Source organism: Allosalinactinospora lopnorensis, assembly GCF_000981225.1.
Classification (GTDB): Bacteria; Actinomycetota; Actinomycetes; order Streptosporangiales; family Streptosporangiaceae; genus Allosalinactinospora; species Allosalinactinospora lopnorensis.
The window spans coordinates 17,085-33,523 of the sequence record NZ_LAJC01000023.1 but is presented as its reverse complement, the minus strand read 5'-3'; the positions used below and the strand labels follow the sequence as shown (position 1 = coordinate 33,523).

The following is a 16,439-nucleotide window of genomic DNA, read 5'->3' as shown; positions in this document are numbered from 1 at the left end:
TCAGGCGGCTTCGCTGGTCAGCGGTGGTGGGTGTGACGCTGGGACCGTCGTGGCCGTGTGACGACGTCCAACCCTCGCTCGGCTAGGAAGAGTTGGCTCACATGAGCAGGTTGGGTACAAGCGGCCGCCATTACTCCTCCGAGGACATGCGGTCCAATAACGACACGACTTTGTCGCCATGGTGCGATTCATCCTCCCCGGTCTGCTCCTTTTGACCCTCGTGGGCCTTCCCCGAACCGCGAGGAGCCCGGGAGGTGATCGTGGAGAACAAGCCGAGAGGGGCACCACACTCATCCGCCAAAGTAGCCCCCTCGACCCCTGCCTCCTTGGCAAGCAGTTCAACCGCTCCCGGTAGAAGGGACGGCTGTTCCAGCACCGGCATCGGTCCGGGCTCGCGCCGCCGCCACCCCTTCTGCGCCAAAGAGGCCATGGCGTTGCGATAGGTCACCTCCCGCATGACCCCCAGTGTGCGGGCACGAAACAGCAGCGCCTGCAGGCTCACGTTCCAGTGTTGTTTGAGACGCTGTAACGCCTGCCAGTCAGCGCGAGCCGGTAGCTGGTCGATGACCTGCTCGGCGGGCATGAGCAACTCGGCCGCGAAACGGTGGGCCTGGTTCTCGACCACCCGTCCACCAGGTTCGGCGTCGATGTGCATGACCAAGTGGCCCAATTCGTGGGCGACATCGAACCGTTGACGAAAGTAATCGTCCTTAAGCGGGTTAAGTAGGATAACCGGACGCAGAGCGGAATCGAAGGAATAGGCGTCGACCGCGGAGACACCCGGTGGTGTGAATACAACCAAGCCCCCGTGGTTCTCTACTAGGCGCACCAGATGTCCGACCGGCCCCTCCGCGAGACCCCACTCCTTCCGGAGCTGTCCAGCCGCTTCTTCCGGAGCGTTCCTGTCCGGTTCCTCTCCCACGACGGGGATGAGCGGGAAGTTACGGCCGGGAAACTCGACATGGCGCTCGACGGCCGCAGCGACATCGACCACTAGTTGGCCGTAGGCGTAGGCCTGGTCGCGTGCAAGCTGGGTTGTCGAGCGCAGTGAACGAAAGTGCGCAGGAGAGCTGGTGGCGTTCATGGCCCCCGGTCGGGGCAGAAAGAACTCGGGGTCGACCTGGAGAGCCAGAGCGAGTTCGGCCACGGTCGTGGCTGCAGGGCGCATAGCCCCGTTCTCGTAACCGGCGACCGCTGTGGGGCTCTTGCCGACCTGGGTGGCCAGAGCATTCTTACGCATACCAGCCAGGTTGCGCGCAAGGGTGAGTCGGCCGCCGTCGAACACGGCGGCCACGTCACGGAGTCGGTTGGTCATCCTTGATCAGTGGAACGCTTTCCAGGGGTCGTGGGCGCCGGACGCAGGCGCACTGGGGCGTCGGCAACCTCGCGAGGAGCCTCGGGTACGGGCGAGGTCGGCGTGCGGTCGATCCCCGACCGACCGGCGTCAGGTGGTGCGCCGAGCAGATCGTACAGCCAGTACCAGGAAGAATCGCTGTCGGTGTTCAGGCGAGGGCGTCCGATGTACAGCTGCGAGTCCTGGGTAGTGGAGTCCAGAGCCTGGGCGACCACCAGGGTTTGGGAGAGGTCGACCCCGAAAAGTGCATGCAGTTTCTCGTTCTCGTCAATGGGAAACAGAGCAGGGTAATCCACGCAGTCCTGGGCGGCCACCTGTTGCTTGGTCAGGCCCCTCCAACGGATCTTGCTGACCTCGCCGAACTTGAAGGAAGCGCGCAGCCAGCGCCACTCACCGAAACGCCAACCCTCTGATCCACGGATGTCGTCTCGGATGACATGGCCAGGCGGGAGCAGAACGTCGCCCAGTGGAAGGTCCGGGTCGATGCCATCGTGGAGGAGGTCACGACCATCTTCCGGTGTGGACGGATCGGGTTGGAACGCACCGCACTGAGCGACGCGATCCATGCGTTCCACCGTCAGTTCGTACAGAGAGGTTCCCCGGGTCCGGTTCGTCGTGTAGCCCTCGCGGGGCAAGTGGTTGGCCAGGCTAGTTCGGGCCGCCGACAGGTGGGCCCACCGTATGGCGGCCAGGAGTCCGTTGGCACTGAACTCGTCAACAACCCGCTGCATCTCACTCACGCGGAGAACAGTAGCAGATTCCAGTATCTCGCGGTTGAAAATAAACCACTTGCGTACGTCATGGAGATCAACGAAAACATCGACCTCCGCCTGTACGACACAGTCACTGACGGGCAGAGGAACCGACGGCACACAAGACCAAGGCCCGTTCGCATACTGGCGCCCGTCGGCGCCTTGCCCTGGGTATCCCCGAAGCTACGCGAGTGGCCCGCTGCGTTGTTCCGGCCTGTTCACTCCACAGAGCACGAAGCACCGTCACCCAATGATGGCCAGGCGTGGACGATGCGCTACCACGCGGTGGGGTCGGCCACAGTGATGTTGGCCGCAAGCGAGGCGAGGTTGTTGATGTTCAGCAGGCCCCGGGACAGCAGCTCGCCGCGGCGGCCCTGGCGGGCATCTATCCAGCGGGAAGCGACCATCACCGATCCCCCATCGACGGCCACCTCAGCGCTGGACTTGGATTCGTCAGCTCGCTTTCCTACACATAGCCGGGTGGCAGGTCGCTGATCGAACTTTCGATGATCGGGATGGGGTTCGTATTCTGGGAACTCGGGTCCCAACATGAGTGGGTAGCACTTGGGGTTGAGCGACATCACCATCCGGCCAAAATTGAGTTACGCTGCCCCTCGGTCGGAGACGGATTCTTGCGCTGAAATCCAAGGGCACCGACCGAAAGGGCGCGTTATGGTCTACAGTGTGACGACTGTCGACCCTGATCAGCTGCTGGAGTCGGCGAAGGATTTCGCCAGCCGGCGCTAAAGGCGTACGCGGAGGACGACCACCGGGTGATCCTCACGCAGGCCGCGTTCAGCATGGAGCACCTGTGCAAGGCGTATCTGTGCTCGGTGAGCCCCACGTATCTAGTGGACCTGAAGAACGGCCAGTTCGACTCTCTGCTCCACCTGACAGGACAGGGCGGCAAAGCCAAGAAGCTCAAGACCCCGCGCACGATCAGCGCCCGGGAGGCGCTGACCCGTGTGGAGCACTTGTTGCCCGGACTCACCGCTCCCCGGGATCGGCTGGACCAGTTGATCAACGTGCGGGACGGCGTCGTGCACGTCGGGTATCTCCAGGACAAGGAGACCCAGGAGATCCTCACCGCAATGCTCCGCTTCAGCAAGGAACTGTATGAGGCCCTGGCTCTCCCCGCGAGGGATCGGTGGGGTGTCCATGCCGACCTGGTCGCTTCCTTGATTACTGACTCTCTCACGGAGATCGAACGCGAGGTTCACCGGAAGCTTGTGACCTCCCGGCTCCGTATCGACGAACTCCTTACCAAGATCCCCGAGGAAGAGCACATTTCCGTCATGGCTGCCCGCCAGGCCCAAGGCGTTGTGATCATCCATGAATCCGAGGAGCAAATCGAAGCCACGTGTCCAGTCTGCGACGACGAATACGCCACTTGTGTCGGGGAACCAGAGATCCTCTGGGAGGCTGATATCGATATCGGGGACGAGCGTGAAGCATACGTCTCCGGCACTTACGGAATCAAGATCCTCCACGCGCGTAACTTCGTCTGCGGCGCCTGTGAGCTGAGCTTGTTCGGAGCCGACGAACTGAAGGCCGCCGGATTCGAGACCCGCATCGAGCTCGATGAGGAAGTCGACCCCGCCGACTACTCTGCTCAGACCGAATTCTGAGAGGACTACTCCTGGACGTACCGACTGGAAGAGGTGCTTCCAGTCAACGCGACACCGATACCCCGCCCGGTCGTTGACCCAGTGTGCGTCCATCCGCCGACCGCATACCCGGCACACTAACAGCCCGGCGCACAGGCACTCCCGGATACGACCGTCCTTGGTGGACGGGCTGCCCGCACCGCTTGGGCGGCGACGAAGTCCTCTTCACTGACCAGCGGCGGATGCACGGTCTCTTTCGAGACCGCCCATTCCCCACGCGACGACGCCTCCGGGGTGCTGTCCGAACCAGCGATGCGGGAAGAGCGCGCGCCCGGCTGGCGCTGCCAGACTTGGCGGCCGGTGTAGCGCGGGTTGTTCAGGATCGCGGCCATCGTCGGCACCGTCCACGCCTGCCCCGACCGGTACGGGTTGCGTTGCCGGTCCGCACTCGACGGACACGCCCCCCGCTCGTTGAGCCGCCGGGCGATACCGGCCACGCTCCGCCCGGCCAACCGCTCAGCAAAGATCCACCGCACCTGCGGCGCGGTCACCGGATCCGGATCCAGGCGCTGAAGACGCCGCCCCCACTTGGCGTGCGCCCGGTTGGGATGCGGGCCGGCATCCCAACCGGTACCCATACGGGGGCCGACCACCCGGGTGCGCTCCGGACTGTGGGCCAGGGTTCTCCAGCGGCTCCTCGCCCTCAACACCGCCATCTGGCGCAACGGGGCCTGCGCAGCCCACAGAGAACGCTCACTGATCCACTACGACCACCCAACCCCGCTGACCAGCACATAAAAGCGCACCAACCATCTAGCGGGATACCTATGTCGCCGCCACTGCCGTACCCGCGTACTAGGGTCCTGGCGGGGAGCGACGTGCTCGCGTGGAGGTACGTCCGGCAGCGGTTCCGGGTGAATGACGGCCCGCGCCTTGGCGCTGAAGGGATCCGAAGGTGGGGAGGGTGGGCGGGAAGCTCCCGCTTGCAGAGCTGGCCGGGCAGGTTATCACTTTCCGGGATTCGGGCAGTCCGGTCATAACGGTATGGCATCCGTCTCCCGGCAAGGCTCCGGCGATCGCCGCGGTGCTCGGGGCCCGGTGGGAGGAAAGCACGGGAGGAGGGGGCGCGTGATGGAACGCATCGTCGAGGACCGTCGGATCGACGGCCACCGGGTGGTGATCGTGGAGGATGTCACGGACGAGGGGAGCGGGTTCCTCCTGTTTGTCGACGACATTGTTCTCAACGGGAACGAGCCGCTGGGCCGTGTCCCCTCCGACGGGGAGGTCCGCGCGCTGATGCGCGCACGGGGGGTCCTCTAGATCGTTGGTGGGAATTCACTGAACCGGCCGCGAACACGAGGAAGGGCGCCCATGATCGATGTGTGACCAGTAACCTGGACGCCCTTTGGCCGGTCTCTATGTCCACCTGGACTGACCATGTCCTGCCCGCGGCTCAACAGCAGCGCTGACCAGCGCACCACACACCATCCTCGTCAACGATCTAGGCCGCGTCGGCGCCCGCGGCACGGTCTCGGGACCGCGGCCGGGCGACCACCACTGGGCACAGGGCGTGATGCAGGACGGCGTGACTGACCGAGCCCAGGGCCAGGCCGTGGAAGCCGCCACGGCCCCGGGAACCCACGATGACGAGATCAGCCCGTTCCGACGCCAGAATGAGGGAATGAGCGGGGTGGTCGCGTGTTAGGTCGTCGACGACTTCCACACCGGGGTACCTTTCGTGCCAGCCGGCCAGCGCCCGGGTCAGCGCACGCCGTTCCTCCTCGGCCGCTTTCTGGGGATCGGGCGCGGGCGCGGAGGGCAGGGACCAGGCGTGCAGGGCGCGCAGCCGTACGCTGCGGGCCGCTGCCTCCGCGAAGGCGCAGTCGAGTGCCGCGGCCGAGTGTTCGGGGTCGTCCACGCCCACCACGATCTCGTGGTGGGCGGCGTTCGGGCCGTCCCGCACCACGGCGACGGGGCTGTCGGCGTGGCCGGCCAGTTGCAGGCTGGTCGAGCCGAGGAGCAGGCTATGGAAACCGCCGCGCCCCCGGGCTCCCACCACGACCATGTGGGCACGCTCGGACTCGCCCCGCAACGCGGCCACGGCACTCGCCGCCGGCATGCGCGTGTCGATGTCGAGCGGCGGGTAGAGCTCATGGGCCACCGCGACGGCCTCGGCGGTGATCTCCTTGCCGTCAGCTTCGGCCGCCTCCCACCGGCCCGGCACGAAGAACGGCATGTCATAGCGATACCGTGGTAACGCGTGCACGATCAGCAGCGGTCGACCATGCAGCGCCGCTTCCCGTGCGGCCCATTCCAGCGCCCGAAGGCTCGGCCGTGACCTGTCCACACCGACCACGATCGCACCACTCACGCTCTGTCCCCCCGGTCAGTACGGCCAGACACACGGCCAGCGGACACCTCGCTCACCGAGTGCCCCCTCCCCTGGGTTCTCTACCCGCCCGAGCCGCCGTCCCGACACTCCGGAAGATCCGCCCCATCAGTTTCCCTACCGAACAGCGGAGGTGCGCCGGCAACGAGACGGAGCGACACCAGAGGAGCAGGTCGATGGCGATCCGCGGGTATCGGAATCTTTGCCTCGGCGCACCGTTCCCCCACTTCAGCAGGGGCATAAGGAAAAGAGGACCCGAGGAGGTGCGATCATGAGCTGCTGGTGCGGGCACGGCCCCTGGCACCATTGGGGATACGCTTACCCTCCGCCCGGTACACCGCCTTACCCGGGACCGAGACGGCGGCGCGGACAGGCCGACGAGGAGGACCTGGCAGACTACCTCCGACACCTGGAGGAGGAACTCGCCCGGGCCCGCCGGGAACTCGAGCACATCCGTGGCGGCGGGGAGGGCTGATCCCATCCCGCTATGAGCGCGGGATCACGCGACCCAGACGATCGCCAATAGCACTGTCAGCCCCACCGCGAAACCCGCACTGAGAAGGACCTTCTCCCAAGACACCGGGGACGTGGTGACCTCTGGCAGTAGATCCGCGACGGCGATGTAGAGGAAGTTGCCCGCGGCGAATGGCACCAGCACCGCCACATCGACCAGCTCGACGCAGCGTAGGCGAGCACACCGCCGAGCACGAAGGTCAGTGCCGAGAGGAAGTTGTAGGCCAGCGCCCAGCCGCTGTGCAACAGGATGCCAAAGTCACCCAGTTCCTGGGGCACCTCGTGGGCCGCCGCGACGGGCCATGTCACCACGCCTAGACGGACGTCGACCACGAACGCCCCGCCCACCGCCAGTCCTCCAATCAGGTTGTGTAACCCGTCGGCGACCAGGACCAAATGTCCCAGCGGCCGGTGCGAGCTGTCGGGGCGATGGCAATGGTGCCAGTGCAGGAACTGCTCCAACACGAAGAACGAGAACAGCCCTACCGCCACCCACACATACACGACCAAGCTGTTATCGAACGCTCGCACCGACTCCGGCAGCATGTGGAACAACACGCCGCCCAGTAGTGCGCCGGCCGCCATGGCCACCAGCGGCAGCACCACCCGCTTGAACGCCCGGTCGGACAACAGCAGGGTCACGCTTCCCACCAGCGCCAGCGCGCTCATGGCGAACCCTGACACTAAGATCCACGCCAGCACCGGCACGGAAGCCCCCCAGCCCGCCGATCAATGTTTGACTCGACAGGGTGATTACCCTCTGAGCTCACCCGAAAGACGCCGGTCACGGCCGCTACCGTCCGGTACTCACGGAATTAGCCTGACACCTCTGCACCTGCCTGCACCGCTGAGGCGCGCTCTTTTGGCCGTAGCCGCAGGCACCGCCTGTCGTGCCCCGCGGAGGCGCGAAACCCGGCATCTGGCCGCTCGACCCGGGCAAACCCCGAGGTCGCCACACCGGAGCTCCAGGCACGCCACTGCGGCAGCCGCTCCGATGAAACTCCGCGCCACCGGGGAAGAAAACGGTTTGAGCGGGCCCGCCTCCGGCGTAGCGGCGAGCAGCCCACTGTTTCGCCGCGACCGGGTCCAGAAGGCACGCCGACTGGTCGAGGGGGTGGGCCCTGTGTTCTGTGTGAGGGGGCGATGACTTTCCGGATCGTTTCGGGAACGGCCAGCCCGGAGCTCGCCGGCGCTACCGCGGCCGCGCTCGGGACCGGGCTCGCGGCCTGCCGGGTGGAGCGGTTCCCCGACGGGGAACTGCGGCCCGGTGTTGGCCACCTGCGGGGTGCGGACGTGTATGTGGTCCAGTCCACCGGCCCCCCGGTCAACGAGAACATCATGGAGCTGCTCCTGCTGCTGGACGCGTGCCGGAGGGCCGGCGCGGGACGCGTCACCGTAGTGGTCCCCTACTTCGGCTACGCCCGGCAGGACCGGCGCGGCGCGGCGGGCGAAGCCGTGGGCGCCCGGGTCGTCGCTGACACGCTGATGGCAGCGGGGGCGCAGCGGCTGGTCGTCGTCGATCCCCACACCGCAGCGCTGGAGTCCATGTGCGCCATGCCCGTGGAGATGGTCTCAGCGGTACCGACCCTGGCCGATGCGCTGGCCCCCTCGGTCGCCGAGGGAACCGTCGTCGTCGCGCCCGACCTCGGGGCGGTCAAGCTCGCCGAGCACTACGCCTCGCTGCTGCGGTGCCCCGTTGCCGTGGTACGCAAGACCCGGGTGAGCGGTGCGAGGGTCCACGCCGAGGAGCTCATAGGCGGTGTCGAGGGCCGCTCCGCGATCGTCATCGACGACATGGTCAGTACCGGCGGGACGATCGAGGCGGCGGTACGCGTTCTGCTCGCCCACGGGGCCGAGCCGGGCATGGTGGTCGCCGCCACCCACGGGCTGCTGGTGGGGGGGCACACCCCGCTCAGTGGCCTGCCGCTGCGGCGCCTGCTCACCACCGACACCGTCGAACCCGCCCCGGCGCCGCCCCTGCCCGTGCAGGTACGGTCCGTGGCCCCGCTGCTCGCAGACACCATCGGCCGACTGCATCGAAACGAGCCCCTGGACGACCTGCGGATCCGCACCTGAGATCAACACCGAGCCCGGCCCGGCAACACGCGGGATCGGCGGGCCCCGCGCCCCGACCGGGCGGAAACTGCTCGCCGTCGAGTTTTCCTTTCCGGGGCGCCTGCGTCGAGGAGGCGGGGTGCGGTTTGCCCGGATCCGCCCGGGGAATGCGCCTGTTAACACGAGGGACAGCGCCGCCGGCGCGGCCGAACTGCGGCGGAGGCGCACACAGCGGTCATGCGCCCAGGGGTTTCCGTGTCCTCACACCGCGAAAGCCGCTCACCCGCGTCGAAACGCGACTGCTCTCCAGGGAGGGCCCAATGTTCGTCAACCGAGACGATGCCGGACACCGCCTCGCGGCGCGCCTGGAGCACCTGCGCGGTGCGGACGTCGTCGTCTTGGGGCTGCCGCGGGGCGGGGTCCCCGTGGCGTTCGAGGTAGCTCGTGCCCTGGAGGCACCGCTGGACGTCATCGTGGTCCGCAAACTGGGAGCTCCCTTCCAGCCCGAACTCGCCATGGGCGCCGTCGGCGAGGGCGGTGTACGAGTCGTCAACGAAGACCTCGTGGCCGTGATCCGGATCGCCCCGGAGGAGCTCGCGGCGGTCGAGGAGCACGAACGCGCTGAACTCGAACGGCGGGCGTTGCGGTTCCGGCGACACCGGGAGCGGGTGGATCTGGCCGGGCGGACCGCTGTCGTGGTGGACGACGGGATCGCGACCGGGGCCACAGCGCGGGCCGCCTGCCAGGTCGCCCGAGCGCAGGGGGCACAGCGGGTCGTGTTGGCGGTGCCGGTGGGGCCGCCGGACACGATCGAGCATATACGTTCGGTCGCCGACGAGGTCGTCTGCGTGGAGACCCCCGGGGCTTTTCACGCCATCGGTCAATGGTACGCCGATTTCGCCCAGGTGCGCGACGAGGAGGTGGTCGCCCTGCTGGATCTGGCCGCGGCCCGGCACCTCCGGCCCTCCGCGGCGCAGGAGGCGGCCTCTGGTAACACCGACCCCCCGGGTCGGGACGAGGAGGTCCAGGTACGCGCCGGGCCCGTTTCCCTCGGCGGGCACCTGGCCGTCCCCGATCAGGCACCCGGCGTGGTCGTGTTCGCCCACGGCAGCGGCAGCAGCCGGCACAGCCCGCGCAACAGGTACGTGGCCGGGATGCTGAACCGCGCGGGAGTCGGCACACTGCTGCTTGACCTGCTCACGCCGCGCGAGGAACTCGACCGGTCCAACGTGTTCGACATCGGGTTACTGGCCGGGCGGCTCGCGGACACCACCGAGTGGCTCCACGGCGAGGCACCAGAGGTCCGGATCGGCTACTTCGGCGCCAGCACAGGAGCCGCGGCCGCGCTGGTAGCAGCCGCCGAGCCGGGCACCGACATCGCCGCGGTCGTCTCCCGGGGCGGCCGCCCCGACCTGGCGGGGGCCCGGCTGGAGGAGGTACGGGCGCCGACCCTGCTCATCGTGGGCGGGCACGACGAGGCGGTCCTCGACCTCAACCGCCGAGCACAGGCGCGGCTGCATTGCGAGAACAGGCTGAGGGTCGTTCCGGGCGCGACTCATCTCTTCGAGGAGCCGGGCGCGCTGGAGACCGTGGCCGACCTCGCCCGGGACTGGTTCGTCGACCACCTGACCAGCATCGGCCAGCCCGCGCGCTGAACGGGTGCGCCATCCGCGCGCCCCGGTGGGGCGGGGCGGTGTGCAGACTCCCAGGAGATTCCGTTCCGCGTCCCGGGCGCGGCGCACCACGGCCGTGCGTGTAGCCGCCATCGGGGCACAACACCGCTGTCACCTGTGGCTGAGAAAAGCCACGCAACTCGACAGGGACCGGAGCTCTTCATAGTCGTCTTCCTCGATGCGCCGCCCGGAGCGCTGGCTGAGCTTTTCGACGAAGCTCAGGAAGTCGAGCGAGTCCAGCTCCACCGCGCCCCGGAGGTCGTCGTCGGGTGCGAGGCCATCGAGATCGGCATCGGGCGCGATGGCGGACAAGGCCTCGCGGACCATTGCGGTCGCCTGCTCCGGAGTGATCGTGGTCGGCATCACAGAACCTCCGGAGCTTGGAGCAGCCGGTCGAGGGTGCCGAGAAACCGGGCACCGGTGTAACCGTCGGTGGCCCGATGGTCGGCGGACAGGGTGGCGGTGACCACCGGGCGCACACCGAGCAGCCCGCCGACAGCCCAGGGCCGCTCCACGACCCTGCCGAAGCCGACCAGCGCGACCTGCGGCGGGTAGATCACCCCGAACACCGTCTCAACGCCCTGGTCCCCAAGGTTCGTGACGGTGATCGTTGAATCGGTCATCTCGGAACTGCGGGTCCGGCCCGCGCGGACACGGGCCACCAAGTCGCGCAGCCGCTTCATCAGCTCGGGCACGTCCAAGCCGTCTGCGTCGCGAAGGGCCGGAGCCATCAGTCCACCTCCGCGAAGGGAGATGGCGACCCCGAGATGGACGGCCGGCGCAGGCTCGAAGTGGTCGCCGCACCAAAACCCGTTGAGCTGGGGTACGCGCCGGACAGCCAAGGCGGACGCCTTGAGCAGCAACGCAGCGGGGACGAGGCGCTCCTCGACCGGGACCTCGCGGTTACGCTCGCGCAGCCACGTCATGGCTCGCGATAGGTCGATGGTGGTGCTGAGATAGTAGTGCGGAACCTCCCGCTTGGAACGGGCCATGAGATCCGCGGTGGCGCGGCGCAGCCCCTCTTGGCGCGTCTCGCCCCGCTCCTCCCCGGTCGCCTCTCGAGGCGCGGTCCCACCGCCTTCCTCAGCCCGCGCGGCCTCCACTGTTCCGGCTCGCTCCGTCACCGCGTGCACGTCGAGAGCGCGGATTGCCCCACCGCTCCCGGTACCGGTGACACGACTCAGGTCCACACCGAGTTCGCCCGCGATCCGGCGCGCGTACGGGGACGCCCGGACGCGGCCGGTAGCTCTTGGGCTCACGAGCCGTTCGACATCCTCTCGGGTGACGACACCGCCAGGACCAGTGCCGTGTACAGACGCAAGGTCGATGCCGGCCTCCGCGGCGCGCTTGCGCACGAGCGGCGAGGCCACAGGAACTGTCCGGGCGGCCGGCGGCGGCTCCGGCGGCCGTCGCGGCGGCGCTGCGGGCTCCGGAGATGGAGGCGGTGATTCCGGTGGTGCGGGCTGTTGCGGGGCGGGCGGCCCGGTCGGAGTCGGTGGCGGATACTCCGATGCCTGTTCGGCGGCCGTGCTGATGGTCGCGAGTACCGTGCCGACCGGGACGCGCTCACCCGGCCCGACAAGGAGCTCGTCGACGACGCCTGAGTCGAAGCTCTCCACTTCGACCGCGGCCTTATCGGTGTCCACAACGGCGATCACGTCGCCCCTGCTCACCGTGTCGCCGGGCTTGACCAGCCATTCGCTGATCGTCCCCGCGTCCATATCGGCGCCCAGCGACGGCATGCGGAACTCGGCCACCTCACCCCACCGCCTTCCGCACCGCCTCGACGACGGCGGCAGGCTGCGGCAGGGCCGCCTCCTCCAGGTGCCTCGCGTAGGGGATGGGCACCTCGGCCGTGCACACACGCTCGATGCCGGCGTCCAACTCGTAGAACGCCTGCTCGGTGATACGAGTCGAGAGCTCGGCGGAGAGGCTGCCGCTGCGCCAGCCCTCGTCTACGATGACGGCGCGATGCGTCCGCCGCACCGACCCCACAACCGTCGCGTCATCAACCGGCCGCAGCGTCCGCAAGTCGATGACTTCGACCTCGATGCCCTCGCCCGAGAGTTCTTCGGCCGCGGCAAGCGCTGCAACCAGTGTCCCTCCGTAGGCGATGAGGGTAGCGTCCCGACCGGGGCGGCGTATGGCCGCGCGGTCGATGTCCACCTGGCGGTCCGCTCCGCCCAGCTCGCCTTCGGTGCTGTAGAGCGAAACGTGCTCGAACATCAGCACCGGATCGGGATCCGCCAGCGCCGTCGGTAACATGCCACGGGCGTCTTCCACCGTGGCGGGCGCGACGACCCGGATACCGGGGATGTGCGCATACCAGCCCTCCAGGCTGTGCGAGTGCTGAGCAGCGAGCTGCCGCCCCGCTCCGGTGGCCATCCTGATCACGACCGGTACGTTGAACTGCCCTCCAGACATGTGTAGCAGTGTGGCGGCGTTGTTGAGGATCTGGTCGAGCGCCAGGAGGCTGAAGTTGACCGTCATGATCTCGACCACCGGCCGCATTCCCGCCAGCGCCGCCCCAATGCCGGCGCCGACGAAGGCCGACTCCGACATGGGCGTGTCCCGTACGCGTTCCGGGCCGAACTCCTCCAGCAACCCGAGGCTTACAGCAAAGCACCCCCCGTACCGTCCCACGTCCTCGCCCATGAGGAACACTCGGTCGTCGCCAGCCAGTGCCTCACGCAGCGCCTCCCGCAGCGCCTCGCGGTAGGTCACCCGCTTCTCGTTCATGTTCTCTCCGAGTACACGAAACGGGTCAGGTCGGCCACGGGCTCCATCGGCGCCGCCTCGGCGGCTTCGACGGCGCGCTCGATCTCCACGGCGATCTCCTCCTCCAGGGCGGCGAGGCCCTCGTCGGTGAGTTCGCCATCAGCGCGGCCCCGGGAGACGAGGGCGGTAATCGGGTCCCGCTCTTTCCATGCCTCGATCTCGGCCTTGTCCCGGTATCGGTCCGAGTCGTACATCGAATGGGCACGGAAACGGTACGTGCGCAGCTCGAGGAAGCAGGGAACGCCGCCGTCGCGGACCATACCGAGCGCCTGGCGCGCCGCGTCCTCTACGGCGAGCACGTCCATGCCGTCGACCGGCCAGGCTGCCATCCCGTACGAGGCCGCGCGCAACGCCAGATCGGTTTGCGCCTGGGCGCGGGCGAGTGCGGTCCCCATTGCGTAGAGGTTGTTCTCGCAGCAGAACAGCACCGGCAGTCGCCAGAGCGCGGCCAGGTTGAGGCATTCGTGGAACTCTCCTTCAGCCACCGCGCCATCACCGAAGAAGCAGGCCGTCACCTGCCGGTGTCCACGCATCCGATCCGCGAGGGCCAGCCCGGCGGCAAGTGGAAGGCCGCCGGCGACGATGGCGCTGCCCCCGTAGAAACGCGTGTCTGCGTCGAAAAGGTGCATCGACCCGCCGCGCCCCCGGCTGACCCCGGTGATCCGCCCGTACATCTCCGCCATCAGTGCCTCAAGCGGCACACCGCGGGCCAGCGCATGACCGTGCTCGCGGTAGGTGGAGACGATGGCGTCGCCCGGCTCCAGGGAAGGGACGATGCCCGCCGCGACCGCTTCCTCTCCGATGTAGACGTGCAGAAAACCGCGGATCTTGGCTGCGCTGTACAGCTCGACGCACTTCTCCTCGAAGCGGCGAATCCGCAGCATCTGCCGAAGCAGCTCGAATCGGCGTTTCGTACCTGCATCGGCGGGAGGGCCAGGCCTCCTCCCCGCCTCATGGCCGTGGTCCGCGGTCATTGGGCGGTCTCCAGTGTCGAGACATCGCCCTCTGGAAGCCCCATCTCGCGGGCCTTGAGCAGGCGGCGCATCACCTTGCCGCTTCGCGTATGCGGCAGGTCCGCTTCGAAGGCGATCTCCTTGGGCGCCACTCCCCCGAGCCGTCGGCGGCCGAAGGCGAGCAGCTCCCGGCGCAGCTCCTCGCTCGGAGTCTGTTCCCGCCGGAGCGAGACGAACGCCTTGACGATCTCCCCCGCGACCGGGTCCGGCCTACCGATGACTCCGGCTTCGGCCACCGCCGGATGTTCCATCAGCGCGCTCTCGACCTCGAACGGCCCGATCAGGTGGCCGGCCGATTTGATGATGTCGTCGGCACGCCCGACAAACCAGTAGTACCCGTCAGCATCGCATCTGGCGAGGTCGCCCGTAAGGTACCAACCACCGGCGAACATCTTCGCGTAGCGAACGTCGTCGTGCAGGTAGCCTCGGAACATCGAGGGCCACCCCGGCCGCAGTGCCAGTTCTCCCATCTCGCCCGGCGTGCTGCTCTCGGTTACGCGACCATTGGTGACCAGCGCCCGGCCGTCTTTCCCGCGTTCCAGCAGGCCGGCGACGACCCCGGGAACGGGGCGGCCCATGGAGCCGGGACGGATGTCCATGGTGGCGTAGTTGCTGATCATGATCGCCCCGGTTTCGGTCTGCCACCAGTTGTCGTGGATCGGCAGTCCTAAGACTTCTTGGCCCCACACCACCGCCTCAGGGTTCAGTGGTTCTCCCACGCTGGCGATGAAACGCAGCGCCGACAGGTCATGGTCGCGCGCCAGATCCGCGCCGCGTCGCATGAGCATGCGGACCGCGGTGGGCGCGGTGTACCAGACCGACACGCGCTGCTCCTGCAGGATCCGGTACCAGCGGCGAGCGTCGAACTCTCCGGTATCGACCACCAGGGTGGTCCCCCGGGTGAGCGGTGCGATGATCCCGTACGAGGTCCCCGTAACCCACCCAGGATCGGCGGTGCACCAGAAGACGTCATCGTCGTGCAGGTCCAAGGCAAACGAAGCGGTCGCGTGATGCGCGACGACCGCCTCGTGAACGTGGACCGCCCCCTTGGGCTTGCCTGTGGTCCCGCTGGTGAAGTGCAGAAGTGCCATGTCTTCCGGGTCGGTGGGTGGGATCTCGAAGCCGGGGTCCGCCTCCGCAAGAGCAGAGTCCAGCTCGATTCCGCCCGGAATTCGGGTTCCCTCACCCACCGTGCCCACCAGCAGGACATGGCGGAGCTCCGGCAGGGATTCGCGGATCGGCGCGACCTTGCGCGTGTACAGCTCCGGGGTTGTGACGAGCACCCGCCCGTTCCCCAACCGGAGCCGCTCGCCTACAGGGTCGGGGCCGAACGCGGAGAAGAGGGGAGAGAACACGTTCGTGTTCTTCAGCGTGCCGAGCGCCGCGGTATACAGCTCCGGTCCACGGCCAAGCAGCGAGAAGACCCGTTCGCCTCGGCCGACCGACAGTCCGCCCAATACGCTGGCGAACCGGTTGGTGGATTCGCGGAGCTGTCCATACGTGATGTCGGTGACACCGGCCCCGTCGACGCAGCGCAACGCGACAGCATCGGCTTTAGGACCGGCCGCGTGGCGGTCCACCGCCTCGTGGGCGATGTTCAGCCCGCGACCATCCGGCAGGCCGTCTAACCCGGCCCGGGCCTGTTCCCAGCTGAACGCGTCTCGCACCTCCGCGTAGTCCCACACTCGCGGGCCAGCCGGTGGCGCTTCCTTCGCGATCGTCTGCCACCTCATGTCGAACGCATACCCCCGTAGGGCGGGGAGTTCCCGCCCCTATGCCCCGACCTCGCAATTTTTCAGGTCATACCCGCTTTCACACGATCAACGCAGGTTCACCCCCGGAACACACCAGGGTCTCCGCCAGCATGGGGACCAGACCTTTCCCCGTCCCTTCCCAAGAGACCACGTGCGGCTCTGGCGGGCCCTAAGGACACAGCGCCGGCAGTACCGCGGCGGTGGTGACCCAGCGGGCTCAAGAGAAGACACTCACCGCCAGCGCCCTGGCGCTGGGTACGGAACCCGTGGTGACTCCCACGGCTTCCCTCCTGGCAGACGGTGTACCACTGTTGGAGGCTGGGGCACATCGAGAGGCGCTGGGACAGGTCCTGCCGCGCCTGCGCGGCCACAAACGCATGCGCGGGGCGCCCCCCTCAGCCCTGTGCAGTCATCGTCGATCCCCAGAGCCTCAAGGCCAGTGATCGGGGCGGCCCGCATGGCTACGACGGAGCCAAGAAAGTCGATGAGATCAAGCGGCACCTGCTGGTCGGCGTCTGCGGCGCTGTCCTGGCGGCGTGCGCGAGCCCCGC

The 16,439-nt window shown here is 67.9% G+C and carries 15 protein-coding genes; 4 read left to right on the top strand and 11 right to left on the bottom strand.

What is annotated here, in order from left to right:
* Window positions 1–130: 130 nt before the first annotated feature.
* The 3 genes from VS93_RS10700 to VS93_RS32485 form a co-directional block, all read right to left on the bottom strand.
* On the bottom strand, window positions 131–1,315 hold the full coding sequence (locus VS93_RS10700) for an XRE family transcriptional regulator (RefSeq protein ID WP_046469818.1): 1,185 nt from the start codon (window positions 1,313–1,315) through the stop codon (window positions 131–133).
* Window positions 1,312–2,094: a hypothetical protein gene (locus VS93_RS10695; RefSeq protein WP_046469817.1), complete on the bottom strand. Its 783-nt coding sequence runs from the start codon at window positions 2,092–2,094 to the stop codon at window positions 1,312–1,314. Before VS93_RS10695 ends, VS93_RS10700 begins: the two co-directional genes overlap by 4 nt.
* Before the next feature lie 287 nt (window positions 2,095–2,381).
* Window positions 2,382–2,513: a hypothetical protein gene (locus tag VS93_RS32485; protein ID WP_269082833.1), complete on the bottom strand. Its 132-nt coding sequence runs from the start codon at window positions 2,511–2,513 to the stop codon at window positions 2,382–2,384.
* A gap of 366 nt (window positions 2,514–2,879) precedes the next feature.
* On the opposite strand from VS93_RS32485, the gene VS93_RS30385 reads away from it, so the two are divergent.
* A complete protein-coding gene (locus VS93_RS30385) occupies window positions 2,880–3,734 on the top strand; it encodes a hypothetical protein (RefSeq protein WP_046469816.1) in 855 nt (284 codons plus the stop codon).
* Window positions 3,735–3,850: 116 nt separating this feature from the next.
* Here the strand turns inward: VS93_RS30385 and VS93_RS30380 are convergent, their stop codons facing one another.
* Window positions 3,851–4,351 (bottom strand): recombinase family protein, encoded by a 501-nt coding sequence (locus VS93_RS30380; protein WP_201776608.1) that lies wholly within the window; start codon window positions 4,349–4,351, stop codon window positions 3,851–3,853.
* Window positions 4,352–4,841: 490 nt separating this feature from the next.
* Between VS93_RS30380 and VS93_RS10685 the strand changes: the two genes are divergently transcribed.
* A complete protein-coding gene (locus VS93_RS10685) occupies window positions 4,842–5,033 on the top strand; it encodes a hypothetical protein (protein ID WP_156184777.1) in 192 nt (63 codons plus the stop codon).
* Between the two features lie 181 nt (window positions 5,034–5,214).
* On the opposite strand, the gene VS93_RS10680 is transcribed toward VS93_RS10685, so the two are convergent.
* Both VS93_RS10680 and VS93_RS10675 read right to left on the bottom strand, forming a co-directional pair.
* Window positions 5,215–6,084: a universal stress protein gene (locus VS93_RS10680; protein WP_046469814.1), complete on the bottom strand. Its 870-nt coding sequence runs from the start codon at window positions 6,082–6,084 to the stop codon at window positions 5,215–5,217.
* A gap of 549 nt (window positions 6,085–6,633) precedes the next feature.
* Window positions 6,634–7,299, bottom strand: coding sequence for a ZIP family metal transporter (locus VS93_RS10675; protein WP_201776607.1), 666 nt, complete (start codon window positions 7,297–7,299; stop codon window positions 6,634–6,636).
* Between the two features lie 459 nt (window positions 7,300–7,758).
* Between VS93_RS10675 and VS93_RS10670 the strand changes: the two genes are divergently transcribed.
* Both VS93_RS10670 and VS93_RS10665 read left to right on the top strand, forming a co-directional pair.
* The gene (locus VS93_RS10670; RefSeq protein WP_046469813.1) at window positions 7,759–8,691 is read left to right on the top strand and encodes a ribose-phosphate diphosphokinase; all 933 of its coding nucleotides are present in this window, start codon (window positions 7,759–7,761) and stop codon (window positions 8,689–8,691) included.
* Between the two features lie 299 nt (window positions 8,692–8,990).
* On the top strand, window positions 8,991–10,325 hold the full coding sequence (locus tag VS93_RS10665; RefSeq protein ID WP_046469812.1) for a phosphoribosyltransferase: 1,335 nt from the start codon (window positions 8,991–8,993) through the stop codon (window positions 10,323–10,325).
* 129 nt (window positions 10,326–10,454) lie between these two features.
* Here the strand turns inward: VS93_RS10665 and VS93_RS10660 are convergent, their stop codons facing one another.
* The 5 genes from VS93_RS10660 to acsA are packed head-to-tail and all read right to left on the bottom strand — an operon-like array spanning window position 10,455 to window position 15,867.
* A complete protein-coding gene (locus VS93_RS10660) occupies window positions 10,455–10,706 on the bottom strand; it encodes an acyl carrier protein (RefSeq protein WP_046469831.1) in 252 nt (83 codons plus the stop codon).
* Window positions 10,706–12,100: a 2-oxo acid dehydrogenase subunit E2 gene (locus VS93_RS10655; protein WP_046469811.1), complete on the bottom strand. Its 1,395-nt coding sequence runs from the start codon at window positions 12,098–12,100 to the stop codon at window positions 10,706–10,708. Before VS93_RS10655 ends, VS93_RS10660 begins: the two co-directional genes overlap by 1 nt.
* A 1-nt stretch (window position 12,101) precedes the next feature.
* A complete protein-coding gene (locus tag VS93_RS10650) occupies window positions 12,102–13,082 on the bottom strand; it encodes an alpha-ketoacid dehydrogenase subunit beta (RefSeq protein WP_046469810.1) in 981 nt (326 codons plus the stop codon).
* Entirely contained in the window at window positions 13,079–14,095 is a 1,017-nt protein-coding gene (gene pdhA, locus VS93_RS10645) for a pyruvate dehydrogenase (acetyl-transferring) E1 component subunit alpha (protein ID WP_173434290.1), read from the bottom strand. The genes VS93_RS10650 and pdhA overlap by 4 nt, the downstream gene beginning before the upstream one ends.
* Window positions 14,092–15,867 (bottom strand): acetate--CoA ligase, encoded by a 1,776-nt coding sequence (acsA, locus tag VS93_RS10640; RefSeq protein WP_046469809.1) that lies wholly within the window; start codon window positions 15,865–15,867, stop codon window positions 14,092–14,094. The genes pdhA and acsA overlap by 4 nt, the downstream gene beginning before the upstream one ends.
* Window positions 15,868–16,439 lie beyond the last annotated feature (572 nt).